This window comes from Piscinibacter sp. (assembly GCF_050175855.1).
GTDB lineage: Bacteria > Pseudomonadota > Gammaproteobacteria > Burkholderiales > Burkholderiaceae_C > Piscinibacter.
In genome coordinates, this window is the sequence record NZ_JBFXIO010000005.1 from 24,200 (window position 1) to 36,060 (window position 11,861).

Below are 11,861 nucleotides of genomic sequence, written 5' to 3' on the forward strand. Positions count from 1 at the left end.
CCGCGGCGCTTGATCTGGATCACATCACGGCGGCCATGGCCTGCGCGGTGGCCTCGACGTTGCCGGTGTTCAGCCCGGCGATGCACAGCCGCCCGGAGCGGATCAGGTAGACCGCGAACTCCTCGCGCAGCCGGTCGACCTGTGCGGCGCTCAGGCCGGTGTAGCTGAACATGCCTCGCTGGCTGAGGAAGTAGCCGAAGTCACGGCCCGGCAGCTTGGCGCTCAGGACCGAGTGCAGCTGCGCTCTCATTGCCAGCATGCGCGTGCGCATCGCGGCCAGCTCGCCCTCCCACAGCGCGCGCAGCGCCGGGTCGGTGAGCACCTTGGCGACGATCTGGCCGCCGTGGATCGGCGGGCTGGAGTAGTTGCGCCGCACGGTGAACTTCAGCTGGCCGAGCACCAGCGCCGCCTGCGCCGCATCGGGGCAGACCACGCTGAGCGCGCCGGCGCGCTCGCCGTAGACGCTCATGCTCTTGGAGAAGCTGTTGGCCACGAACGCGCTCAGCCCGGCCGCGGCGATGGCGCGGATGGCGTAGGCGTCTTCCGCGATGCCGTCGCCGAAGCCCTGGTAGGCCAGGTCGAGGTAGGGGATCAGGTTGCGGCGCTTGAGCAGCGGGATCAGTTCGTCCCACTGCGCGCGCGTGAGGTCCACGCCGGTCGGGTTGTGGCAGCAGGCGTGCAGCAGCACCACGCTGCGCGCGGGCAGCTTGTCGAGCGTGGCCAGCATGTCGGCGAAGCGCACGCCGCCGGATTTCGCGTCGTAGTACGGGTAGGTGTTCACCGCGATGCCGGCGCCCTCGAACATCGAGCGGTGGTTGTCCCAGGTCGGGTCGCTGACCCACACGCCGCTGCCAGGGAACCAGCGCGCGATGAAGTCGGCGCCGACCTTCAGCCCGCCCGACGAACCCACCGACTGGATGGTGGCCACGCGGCCGCTGGTCACCGCCTCGTGGTCGGCGCCGAACAGCAGCGCCTGCACTGCGCTGCGGAAGTTGGCCGCACCCTCGATCGGCAGATAGGGCTTGGCGCCGCCTTCGGCGAGCAGCTGCGCCTCGGCGCGCTTCACCGATTCGAGCACCGGGATGCGCCCGGCGTCGTCGAAGTAGATGCCGATCGACAGGTTGATCTTGTGCGGCCGCGGATCCTTCTGGAAGTCCTCGTTGAGGCTGAGGATGGGGTCGCCGGCAAAGGGTTCGACGTGGGCAAACATGGTGGTCCGGGTTCGTGAGGGTCAGGCCGCGAGCGCGGCCTCGATGTCCTTGCGCAGGGATTCGGGCGTGTCGGTCGGCGCGTAGCGCTTGAGCACCGTGCCGTCGCGGCCGACGAGGAACTTGGTGAAGTTCCACTTCACCGCCTGCGAGCCGAGCACGCCGCGCGCCTCGCGGGTCAGGAACTTCCACAGCGGGTGGGCGTGCGCGCCGTTGACCTCGACCTTGCCCATCATCGGGAAGCTCACGCCGTAGTTCATCTCGCAGAACGAGGCGATCTCGCCGTTGTCGCCCGGATCCTGGCCACCGAACTCGTTGCTCGGGAAGCCGATCACCACCAGGCCGCGGTCGCGGTAGTCCTTCCACAGCTGCTCCAGGCCGCCGAACTGCGGCGTGAAGCCGCACTGGCTGGCAGTGTTGACGATCAGCAGCACCTTGCCGCGCTGGGTGGACAGGTGGGCGGGCTTGCCGTCGATCGACAGGGCCTCGAAGTCGTAGACGCTGGTCTGGGCCATGGGCTCCTCCGCAGGTGGAGCCGAGATGGTAACGGCCACCCCGGGCGGCGTGAGGAATCACCGTGAAGATCCGGCAATCCCCAGGAGCGTCATTGGTGCGCGACTGCCGCCGCGCGATGATCGGCATCCATGTCCACGCCGGCATTCGTCGACACCTTCACCGTCGCCATCGAGGGCTTCTCGGCCTTCGAGCGGCAGGCGCTGGCGTCGTTCTTCCGGCTGGCGGCGCAGCGCTCGCCCGCCTTCCGGCAGGTCGAGGAGGCCGGCATCGCCGATTTCCTGATCGCAGACGCCGACCATCCCGCTTCGGTGGCTGCCGTTCGCCGCGGCCAGCGGGTCGAGGATTCGGTGTTCATCGGCGCCCACGCGCCCGAGGGCGCCGCCGCCTGGCTGTCGCGGCCGATCGAGCCGGTGCATGTACTGCGTGCGCTGGAAGAACTGGTCGAATTGCGGCTGAGCGCACCCGAGCCGCCCAGCGCGATGATGGACCTCGATCCGCTCGAGGCCGACACGCAGCGCGGCGGGCTCGATGAAGCGCCGGTGCCGGTAGCGAAGCCCGCGCCGGCACCGCCGCCGCGGCCGCGGGGCGGCGGCGGCCGCGAGGTGCTGCTGGTCGAGGACAGCCCGATCGCCCGGCAGTTCCTCAAGCAGCGCCTGCAGCACCTGGGCTACCGGGTGATCGAATGCGCCTCCGGCGAGGCGGCGCTGGAGATCCTGTCGAAGCGCACCTTCGGCATGGTGTTCCTCGACGTGGTGCTCGGCCCGCCGGGCAGCATCGATGGCCTGCAGCTGTGCCAGCGCCTGAAGCAGCGCGGCGCCCAGGGCGGCGGCCTGCGCACGGTGGTGGTGATCGTCACCGGGCTGGATGGCGCCACCGACCGCGTGCGCGGCTCGCTGGCCGGCTGCGACGCCTACCTCACCAAGCCGCTGCACGAGAGCGAATTCATCGCCACGCTGCTGCAGGTCGACCCGGCGTTCGAGTGGTCGGCCGACGCATCCTCGGCTGCAGCTTGATCGTCACCATCAGTGCGCGTCCGCGCCCGACAGCGTGGACAGCAGTGCCGCCAGCAGGATCAGGCTGCCGCCGGCGAGCAGCTGCGCATCCAGGCTGCCGCCGCCCAGCGCCAGTGCCGACAGCGACGCGAACAGGATCTCGGTGAGCATCACCACCGAGGTCACGTTGGCCGGCAGGCGCGCCGCGCCGTACTGCAGCGCCAGGTTGCCGATCAGGAACACCAGCGCCATCGCCGCCACGCCCACCAGCCAGCCGGTGGCGGGCGCGGGCAGGCCGCCGATCGCGCCGCCGGCAGACAGCGACATCGCCAGCACGCCGGCCACGCTCACGCCGCCGGCGAACATCGCCAGCGCACGCGCCTCCTCGGGCCGGTGCGCCTCGCGGCGCAGCATCACGTTGTTCAGCGCGAAGCTGAAGCCGCCCAGCACGGCCAGCCAGTCGGGCAGCGAGCGCGGCAGCGGCAGCGCGTCCCAGCCGCTGCGCCCGGCCGGCCACAGCATGATCGCCGCGCCGGCCAGCGCCAGCACCACCCGCAGCAGCGCGCGGCGCGTCAGCGGCTCGCCCAGCAGCAGCCGTGCCAGCAGCACGGCCCACAGCGGCATCAGGTAGAACAGCAGCACCACGCGCACCACGTCGCCGATCGTCACCGCCCAGTTGAAGGCGGCGTTGGTGGTGCCGGAGGCCAGCACCAGTACCCACAGCACCGGCGTGCGCAGCAGCTGGCCGAGTGCCTGTGGCCGCAGCGCCACGATCACCATCACGGCCACGGCGTAGATCAGCACCGTGGCCCACAGCGGGTGCAGCCCGCGCGCCTCGAGCTGCCGGAACGGCCACCACGAGGTGCCCCAGACGAAGGCGTTGATCACGAGGGCCAGGGCCGGCCAGAGAAAGGGTGCGCGTGCGAGTGCCTGGGACATCGGGCGGATTCTCGCCGTTGATCCGGCTCATCCTCCCCAGCTTGTCGGGTTGTCCCGGCCCGCGCGCGGCGCTAACGTCGCCGGCAATCCAGGAGGAGCGTCGACATGAATCCGCTGCAGATCTTCCCGCCGTCCAGCCTGAACGACCCGACCCTGGCGCCCAACCTGGGCGGCTACGGCATGCGGTTTCTCGCCGAGGGCGACTCGTGGTTCACCGTCGGCGCGCTCAACCCGCTGAAGAATGCCAACCTGCTGTTCGAGATGCGCTTCGAGCAGACCGCGGTGGCCATCAACTGCGCCACGCCCGGCGACACCCTGCGCCGCATGGCCGACACGCACCGCGACCCCGAGTTCGTCGACCTGCTGGCGGGCCGGCGCCGCCGCGCCTGGGATGGCCTGCTGATGTCCTGCGGCGGCAACGACCTGATCGACGCACTCGGCGTGCGCGGCCCCGGCATCCCGCTGCACCTGCGCCTGCTGCGCGAGGCGGCCGAGTGGGGGCCGGCGGCCGAGGGCGCGGCGCGTTACCTCAGCGACGCCGGCTGGCAGACCTTCAGCACCTACCTGAAGGCCAACCTCGACGCCATCGTCGCGCTGCGCGATCGCGGGCCGTCGAAGGGTGCGCCGATCTTCCTGCACGGCTATGCGGTGCCGATGCCGCGGCCGGCACCGGCCGAGCTCGGCCTCGGGCCCTGGCTGCTGCCCTCGGTGCAGGCCTACGGCATTCCGACGGACGACTACGAGGCGGTGGCCGAGCTGCTGATCGGCCGGCTGGCGATGCTGCTGGCCGAATGCGCGGCCGACGCGGCGCGATTCCCCAACCTGCACTTCTTCGACTCCACGCTGATCCCGATCGAGCCGGCGGCGCCGGGCAGCAGCGGCGAGAGCGGTGACTGGATCAACGAGATCCACCTCAACCGCAGCGGCTGCCGCAAGCTGGCGGTGCCGTGGGCGAAGGCGATCGAGGCGGTGGTCGTCGAACAGCGGGGCTGACGACAGGTCAGTGCTTGTCGGTGCGGGCGATGGCGAGCAGGTGCTCGACTTCCTCGCGGTGCTTCTCGCAGTTCGAGCGGTGCCAGCCGCGGATCAGCCACATCGTGCCGGCCACCACCAGGCCGAAGAGGGTGATCGCGCCGAAGGCCGACATGCCGAACTTGGTCATGCCGGCGTAGAAGGCGCCCAGGCCGAGGATGCAGGCCTGCTCGTTGAAGTTCTGCACCGCGATCGAGCGGCCGGCGCCCATCAGGTTGTGGCCGCGGTGCTGCAGCAGCGCATTCATCGGCACGATCAGAAAGCCGCAGATCGCGCCCATCACGATCAGGAACGGCACCGCCGTCCACAGCGTGTGGATGAACACCAGCCCGATCATCAGGAAACCGACCACGATGGCCAGCGGGATCACCGAGGTGGCGCGGTCCAGCCGCATCGTCATCGACGCGATCACCGCGCCGGCGATCGAGCCGATCACCACCACGCCGGCCAGGTTCGAGGCCTGCGCCGTGCCGTAGCCCAGCGCCGCGGCGGCCCAGGCGAACACGATCACGCGCAGGTTGCCGAAGATGCCCCACAGCAGCGTGGTCGTGGCCAGCGAGATCTGGCCGAGCTTGTCGCCCCACAGCCGCGAGTTGCAGTTGGAGAAGTCGCGCACCAGCGTCAGCAGGCCGCTCATCGGCTGCAGCGGCGCCTCGGTGCGCGGGATGCGCAGGTTGAACAGCGCCGCGATCACGTAGAAGAAGACGATCACCGAGATGGCCGCCTCTGGGGGGGTGTCGATGCCCGTGTTGATCAGCGGCAGGTCGAACGACAGCAGTTCGCTCGATAGCCGCTGGCCGACCAGCTGCCCGCCGGCGAGGATGCCCAGGATGATCGAGGCGACAGTGAGCCCCTCGATCCAGCCGTTGCCCTTGACCAGCTGCGAGGGTGGCAGCAGCTCGGTGAGGATGCCGTACTTGGCCGGCGAGTAGGCCGCTGCGCCCAGACCCACCACCGCATAGGCCAGCAGCGGATGGCCGCCGAACAGCATCAGCAGGCAGCCGGCCACCTTGATCGCGTTCGACGTGAACATCACGCGGCCCTTGGGGATCGCATCGGCGAAGGCGCCGACGAAGGGCGCCAGCAGCACGTAGAACAGCGCGAACATCGGCGCCAGTGCGGGCACCTGCCAGGAAGGGGCCTTGGACAGGCGGAGCAACTCGACGGCCGCCACCAGCAATGCGTTGTCGGCCAGCGAGCTGAAGAACTGCGCCGACATGATGGTGTAGAAGCCCTTTTTCATTCGCTCCGTATCGCCTGCGCGATGCCCGGGAATGCGGGGAGAAGTCGGCGGCGCCGGTTTATAGCACGCGGTTACGAGCGCTCACCGTGGGGCGATGGATGGGGATCTGCCGGGCGTGAAGCGGCTGGCAGAATCGTTCGCACCATGCCCCGCCCCATTGCCGCCACCATCCACACCGAGGCCCTGGCCCACAACCTGCGCCGGGCGCGGCAGGCGGCGCCGCAGGCTCGCGTGTGGGCGGTGGTCAAGGCCAATGCCTACGGCCACGGCATCGAGCGCGCCTATGCCGGCCTGTCCGGCGCCGACGGCTTCGCGCTGCTCGACCTCGACGAAGCACGGCGCGTGCGCGACCTCGGCTGGCGCGGGCCCATCCTGCTGCTCGAAGGCTGCTTCGAGCCGCGCGACCTGGAACTTTGTTCGCGCCTCGATCTCTGGCACGTGGTGCACCACGAGGCGCAGATCGACATGCTCGCCGCCCACAAGACCCACGCGCCGCATCGCGTCTTCCTGAAGATGAACAGCGGCATGAACCGGCTCGGCTTCCGGCCGCAGCACTACCGCGCGGCCTGGCAACGGCTGTCGGGGCTGACGCAGGTCGACGAGATCACGCTGATGACGCACTTCGCCGATGCCGACGGCGAGGGCGGCGTGGCCGCGCAGATGGCGGCCTTCGACGCCGTCACCCGCGAGCTGCCGGGCGAGCGATCGGTGAGCAACAGTGCCGCGACGTTGCGCTTCGCCGGTGCCGAGGGCGAGGGGGCCGTCGTGGCCGCCGACTGGGTGCGCCCGGGCATCATGGTCTATGGCTCGGCGCCCGACTTTCCCGCGCACGATGCCCAGGCCTGGGGTCTGCAACCGGCGATGACGCTGGCGGCGAAGCTCATCGCCGTCCAGCACCTGCAGCCGGGCGACCGGGTCGGCTACGGCGGCAGCTTCACGGCCAGCGAGCCTATGCGCATCGGCGTGGTCGCCTGCGGCTATGCCGATGGCTACCCGCGCGTGGCACCCACCGGCACGCCGGTGCTGGTCGACGGCGTGCGCACGCGCACCGTCGGCCGCGTGTCGATGGACATGATCACCGTCGACCTGACGCCGGTGCCGGACGCCGGCCTCGGTTCCGAAGTCACGCTGTGGGGCCGCGGCCCGAACGGCAGCCTGTTGTCGATCGACGAGGTGGCCCGCTCGGCCGGCACCGTCGGCTACGAACTCATGTGCGCGCTGGCCGCGCGCGTGCCGGTGGGCGTGGCGTGAGCCGGGCGGCCGCCGACGCCGACCGCTTCGAGCGCCGCGTGCGCGCCGACCTGCAGCGCCGCCGCTGGCTGCGCGTGCATTCCTTCCTGCTCGGGCTGCTGTGCTTTCTCGCCTGCTGGGCGATCTCGGCGGGGCTGCTGCGCGCCGGCATGACCAGCCTGGCGCTGCGCTGGTCGCTGGCGCTGGCGGGCGGCTACCTCGTCTTCCTCGGCCTGCTGTGGCTGTGGTGCCGCTGGCTGCTGTCGCGCGGCGAGGTCGACGGCGACTGGCCGCTGGAGGGCGCCGATGCCCTGCTGCCCTCGCGCCGCGGCGGCGGTGGCGTGGAGTGCGGCGACAGCGGCCTGGAGGCGGGTGACCTCGCCGAGGGGGCACTCGAAGTGGCCGGCGCCGCCGACGAAGGCGCGCTGGTGGCGGTGCCGCTGCTGGTGGTGCTGGGCATCGCCGCGCTGATCGCTTCCGGCCTGAGCATGGCGGTGTTCGGCCTGTTCGGCGTCGAGGTGCTGCTCGGCGTGGCGGTGGAGATCGCCTTCGCCGCGGCCGGCGGCGCGCTGGCCTTCCGCGCGCGCCGCGAGGGCTGGCTGCTGCACGCCACCGGCCGCACCTGGCGGCCGATGCTGGCGCTGATCGTGGTGGCGGCGCTGCTCGGCGCGGTGATCGACCACTGGCTGCCGCAGGCGGGTTCCTTGCCGCAGGCGATCCGGCTGCTGCGCGGCTGAGCGCGCCATGCGCATCGCCTTCGTGCTCGATCCGTCGGAGGTGTCGTTCAGTGCCATCCGCGCCCAGGGCGCCGGCGGGCAGAACGTCAACAAGGTCTCCAACGCGGTGCACCTGCGCTTCGACGTGCGCGCCTCGTCGCTGCCCGAGGCGCTGAAGGAGCGCCTGCTGGCGCTGCGCGACCAGCGCATCAGCGACGAGGGCGTGGTGGTCATCAAGGCGCAGCAGCACCGCAGCCTGGAGAAGAACCGCGAGGAGGCGCTGGCGCGACTGACCGATCTGATCGAGGCGGCCGCCCTGGTGCCGCGCGTGCGCCGGCCGACGAAGCCGACACGGTCCTCGCAGCAGCGCCGCCTGGAAGGCAAGGCACTGCGCGGCGGCATCAAGGCCGGTCGGGCGAAGGTGCTTCCCTGACCGCTTCCGGTTCGGGCGGGGGCGGCAACCGCTGCAACTGCGCCCGCGCCAGCGTGCCGTACAGCGGCCGGCTGATCATCCGCGAGATGCCGCTGGCCACCAGCGCGCAGGCCATCAGGCTGAGCACCATCGCATGGCCGTCGACCATCTCCATCACGATGATGAAGGCGGTCAGCGGCGCCTGCGTGGCGGCGGAGAGGAAGGCCGCCATGCCGAGTGCGATCAGCGCCGGCGCGTGCGGGTAGCCGGTGAGCAGCGCGACGTCGTTGCCCAGCGAGGCGCCGATGGCCAGCGCCGGCGCGAAGATGCCGCCGGGCACGCCCGACCAGGCGGTCAGCCAGGTGGCGATGAACTTCATCACCAGGTGCAGGCCGGGCACCGTCTCGCCGCCTTCGAGCATCTGCCGCGTCGGCGTGTAGCCGCTGCCGAAAGTGAAGCCGCCGGTGGCCACGCCGATCACCGCCACGCCTAGGCCGCAGGCCGCGGCGAACAGCACCGGGCGGCGCGCGCGCCAGCGGCTGGCGGGGTCGTTCGAGCGGCCTGTCAGCGAGGCGATCAGCAGCCGCGAGAACAGCCCGCCGGCCAGGCCGCCGCCCAGCGCCACCAGCACGCCGGGGCCGAGCAGCGAGAGGTCGAGCGCCGGCACCTGGATGACGCCGAAGTAGGTGCCGTTGCCGAGGATCGACACCGCCACCAGGCCGGCCAGCACGATGGCCGCGATGATCAGGCCGCTGTTGCGCTGCTCGGGCCGGCGCGACAGCTCCTCGATCGCGAACATCACGCCGCCCAGCGGCGTGTTGAAGGCCGCGGCGATGCCCGCGGCGCCACCGGCCACCAGCAGGCCGTGCTCGGTGACGGCGCTGCGCTTGGGCAGCCAGCGGCGTGCCGCGTGCATCACGCCGGCGGCGATCTGCACCGAGGGCCCCTCGCGGCCGAGCGACAGGCCGCCGAGCAGCCCGGCGGTGGTGAGCACCATCTTGGCCAGCGTCAGCCGCAGCGAGACGAACAGCCCGCGGTGCTCGCCGGGCACGGCCGGGTCGAGCGCGGCCATCACCTGCGGAATGCCCGAGCCGGCCGCGCCCGGCGCGAATCGCCGCGTCGCCCAGACGATGGCTGCCGTGAGCAGCGGCGTCACGATCAGCGGCGCCCACCACCAGTGCGTGCGCAGGGTGCGGAAGGCATCGAGCGCATGCTCGGTCATCCAGGTGAAGGCGACCACGGTGAGGCCCGCGGCCGCCGCGACCGCGATCACGACGCCGCGTGCCAGCCACAGCCGCCAGTCCGACAGCTCGCGACGGAACGACGCCACGATGCGCAAGCGTGGACTCAAGCCGACCCCTCTATCATTTCGTGATGCCCACAGTCCGATCCCGCTCCCGGCCGCCCTCTGCCCCCATCGCGGGCGACACCCTCGGCGGCGAGATCGGCGAGCCGGCCGCGCGCGTGCTGCGCCGCTTCCGCCTCGTCTTCAATGCGGTCAAGAGCCATTTTCAGCAGGTCGAGCGCAGTGCCGGCGTGGGCGGTGCGCAGTTGTGGGCTTTGAGCATCATCCATGCCCGGCCGGGGCTCGGGGTCAGCGAACTGGCCCGGGCGATGGACGTCAAGCAGTCCACGGCGAGCAACCTGGTCAAGGCGCTGGTCGAGCGCGGCCTGGTGGCGGCTTCGCGCCAGGCGACCGACCGGCGGGCGGTGCAGCTGCGCGTGCAGCCCGCTGGGCGCAAGGTGCTGCGCCAGGCGCCGGGGCCGTTCAGCGGCGTGCTGCCGCAGGCACTGGCCAGCCTGGATGCGCAGACGCTGGAGCGGCTGGATGCCGACCTGGACCGCCTGATCACGCTGCTCGGTGTCGATGCGCAAGGTGCGAAGGTGCCGCTGGGCCAGTGAGCCCGCTCAGGCGCGCTTGAAGAAGGCCAGCATCGTGCCGGCGACGACGAACAGGGCGCCGAAGCTGCGGTTCATCGCGCGGATGTGCGAGGGCGACTTCAGCGCCCGCAGCACGCGCGAGGCCAGCGCGGTGTAGCCGGCCATCACCACGAGGTCGGTGAAGGCCAGGGTCAGCGCGATCACCGCGTACTGCGGCAGCAGCGGCTGCGCGAGGTCGAGGAACTGCGGCACCACGGCGAGCAGGAACACCGTGCCCTTGGGGTTCAGCGCGTTGACGATCCAGCCCCGCACGAACAGCTCGCGGCGCGACACGGTGGGCGCTTCGCCGTCGGCGGCCGCCAGCGGCACCGCCGGCGCGCGCCACTGCCGGATGCCCAGCCACACGAGGTAGGCCACGCCGGCCCATTTGACGACGGTGAAGGCGATGCTCGAGGCGGCGATCAGCGCGCCCAGGCCGATGCCAACCACCAGCACCTGCGTCCAGATGCCGGTGACCAGGCCGAAGGTCATCGTGTAGCCGCGGCGGAAGCCGTGGTTGAGGCCAGCGCTCATCGCGGCGACGGCACCGGCGCCGGGCGACAGGCTGATGGCCCAGGCGGCGGCGAAGAAGGCGATCCAGGTGGAGGTGTCCATCGGCCGTATTGTCGCGCCCGGCGAGAATGGCGCATGACCAAGGATAAGTCGCAAAGGACGATCTTCACCTGCAACGACTGCGGCGCCAGCAGCCCGAAGTGGCTGGGCAAGTGCCCGGGCTGCGGGGCGTGGAACACGCTGGTCGAGTCGGTGGCCGACAGTGGCGGCGGCAAGAACCGCTTCCAGTCGCTGGCCCGCGCGCAGCCGGTGGCCACGCTGTCGGAGATCGAGGCCAGCGACGTCGAGCGCACGCCCACCGGCATCGACGAGCTCGACCGCGTGCTCGGCGGCGGCATCGTCGAGGGCGGCGTGGTGCTGATCGGCGGCGACCCGGGCATCGGCAAGAGCACGCTGCTGCTGCAGGCGCTGGATGCGCTGTCGCGCGCGAAGAAGACGCTGTACGTGACCGGCGAGGAGAGCGGCGCGCAGGTGGCGCTGCGTTCGCGCCGCCTGGGCCTGGACGGCTCGCAGGTGCGTGTGCTCGCCGAGATCCAGCTCGAGCGCATCCTCGCCACGCTGGAGGCCGAGCAGCCGGCGGTGTGCGTGATCGACTCGATCCAGACGCTGTATTCCGACCAGCTCAGCTCCGCCCCCGGCTCGGTGGCGCAGGTGCGCGAGTGCGCGGCGCACCTCACGCGCACCGCCAAGGCCAGCGGCACCACGGTGATCCTGGTCGGTCACGTCACCAAGGACGGCCAGCTCGCCGGGCCGCGCGTGCTCGAGCACATCGTCGACACGGTGCTGTATTTCGAGGGCGACACTCACTCCAGCTTCCGCCTCGTGCGGGCGATCAAGAACCGCTTCGGCGCGGTCAACGAGATCGGCGTCTTCGCGATGACCGAGCGAGGCCTCAAGGGCGTGGCCAACCCGAGCGCGATCTTCCTGTCCACCCATGGCGAGCCGGTGCCCGGCTCCTGCGTGCTGGTCACGCTGGAGGGCACGCGGCCGTTGCTGGTGGAGATCCAGGCGCTGGTCGATGCCGGCGGGCCGAGCCCGCGGCGGCTGTCGGTCGGCCTGGAGCGCGACCGGCTGGCGATG

The 11,861-nt window shown here is 71.4% G+C and carries 13 protein-coding genes; 7 read left to right on the plus strand and 6 right to left on the minus strand.

All coding sequences use genetic code 11. The annotated features are described in order from the left end of the window. Nucleotides 1-19: 19 nt before the first annotated feature. Both AB7U92_RS01155 and AB7U92_RS01160 read right to left on the minus strand, forming a co-directional pair. Nucleotides 20-1,210 carry an aromatic amino acid transaminase gene (locus AB7U92_RS01155; protein ID WP_428573911.1) on the minus strand — a complete coding sequence of 397 codons (1,191 nt, stop codon included), beginning with the start codon at nucleotides 1,208-1,210 and terminating at the stop codon, nucleotides 20-22. 21 nt (nucleotides 1,211-1,231) lie between these two features. Beyond that, nucleotides 1,232-1,723, minus strand: a complete 492-nt coding sequence (locus tag AB7U92_RS01160) for a glutathione peroxidase (RefSeq protein ID WP_428573914.1) — start codon at nucleotides 1,721-1,723, stop codon at nucleotides 1,232-1,234. Nucleotides 1,724-1,852: 129 nt separating this feature from the next. Between AB7U92_RS01160 and AB7U92_RS01165 the strand changes: the two genes are divergently transcribed. Beyond that, nucleotides 1,853-2,737 carry a response regulator gene (locus tag AB7U92_RS01165; RefSeq protein ID WP_428573916.1) on the plus strand — a complete coding sequence of 295 codons (885 nt, stop codon included), beginning with the start codon at nucleotides 1,853-1,855 and terminating at the stop codon, nucleotides 2,735-2,737. Between the two features lie 9 nt (nucleotides 2,738-2,746). Here AB7U92_RS01165 and AB7U92_RS01170 read toward each other — a convergent pair whose 3' ends face one another. Beyond that, entirely contained in the window at nucleotides 2,747-3,655 is a 909-nt protein-coding gene (locus tag AB7U92_RS01170; protein WP_428573918.1) for a DMT family transporter, read from the minus strand. 105 nt (nucleotides 3,656-3,760) lie between these two features. Here AB7U92_RS01170 and AB7U92_RS01175 point away from each other — a divergent pair, with 105 nt between their 5' ends. Then, nucleotides 3,761-4,648 carry a hypothetical protein gene (locus AB7U92_RS01175; protein ID WP_428573920.1) on the plus strand — a complete coding sequence of 296 codons (888 nt, stop codon included), beginning with the start codon at nucleotides 3,761-3,763 and terminating at the stop codon, nucleotides 4,646-4,648. 7 nt (nucleotides 4,649-4,655) lie between these two features. Here AB7U92_RS01175 and lplT read toward each other — a convergent pair whose 3' ends face one another. Continuing rightward, nucleotides 4,656-5,930, minus strand: a complete 1,275-nt coding sequence (gene lplT, locus AB7U92_RS01180; protein ID WP_428573922.1) for a lysophospholipid transporter LplT — start codon at nucleotides 5,928-5,930, stop codon at nucleotides 4,656-4,658. A 144-nt stretch (nucleotides 5,931-6,074) separates the two neighbouring features. Between lplT and alr the strand changes: the two genes are divergently transcribed. Genes alr through arfB form a run of 3 tightly spaced genes read left to right on the plus strand, consistent with a single transcriptional unit; the run spans nucleotide 6,075 to nucleotide 8,309 of the window. Beyond that, on the plus strand, nucleotides 6,075-7,181 hold the full coding sequence (alr, locus tag AB7U92_RS01185; RefSeq protein ID WP_428573924.1) for an alanine racemase: 1,107 nt from the start codon (nucleotides 6,075-6,077) through the stop codon (nucleotides 7,179-7,181). Then, entirely contained in the window at nucleotides 7,178-7,897 is a 720-nt protein-coding gene (locus tag AB7U92_RS01190; protein WP_428573926.1) for a hypothetical protein, read from the plus strand. Before alr ends, AB7U92_RS01190 begins: the two co-directional genes overlap by 4 nt. Before the next feature lie 7 nt (nucleotides 7,898-7,904). Further along, nucleotides 7,905-8,309 carry an alternative ribosome rescue aminoacyl-tRNA hydrolase ArfB gene (gene arfB / locus AB7U92_RS01195; protein WP_428573928.1) on the plus strand — a complete coding sequence of 135 codons (405 nt, stop codon included), beginning with the start codon at nucleotides 7,905-7,907 and terminating at the stop codon, nucleotides 8,307-8,309. Here arfB and AB7U92_RS01200 read toward each other — a convergent pair. Next, nucleotides 8,278-9,639 carry a chloride channel protein gene (locus AB7U92_RS01200; protein ID WP_428573930.1) on the minus strand — a complete coding sequence of 454 codons (1,362 nt, stop codon included), beginning with the start codon at nucleotides 9,637-9,639 and terminating at the stop codon, nucleotides 8,278-8,280. The genes arfB and AB7U92_RS01200 overlap by 32 nt on opposite strands. A gap of 23 nt (nucleotides 9,640-9,662) precedes the next feature. On the opposite strand from AB7U92_RS01200, the gene AB7U92_RS01205 reads away from it, so the two are divergent. Continuing rightward, a complete protein-coding gene (locus AB7U92_RS01205; RefSeq protein WP_428573932.1) occupies nucleotides 9,663-10,190 on the plus strand; it encodes a MarR family winged helix-turn-helix transcriptional regulator in 528 nt (175 codons plus the stop codon). A gap of 6 nt (nucleotides 10,191-10,196) precedes the next feature. Here the strand turns inward: AB7U92_RS01205 and AB7U92_RS01210 are convergent, their stop codons facing one another. Beyond that, nucleotides 10,197-10,823 carry a LysE family transporter gene (locus AB7U92_RS01210; RefSeq protein WP_428573934.1) on the minus strand — a complete coding sequence of 209 codons (627 nt, stop codon included), beginning with the start codon at nucleotides 10,821-10,823 and terminating at the stop codon, nucleotides 10,197-10,199. Between the two features lie 33 nt (nucleotides 10,824-10,856). On the opposite strand from AB7U92_RS01210, the gene radA reads away from it, so the two are divergent. Continuing rightward, a partial coding sequence (gene radA / locus AB7U92_RS01215; protein ID WP_428573936.1) for a DNA repair protein RadA occupies nucleotides 10,857-11,861 on the plus strand: 1,005 nt, incomplete at its 3' end.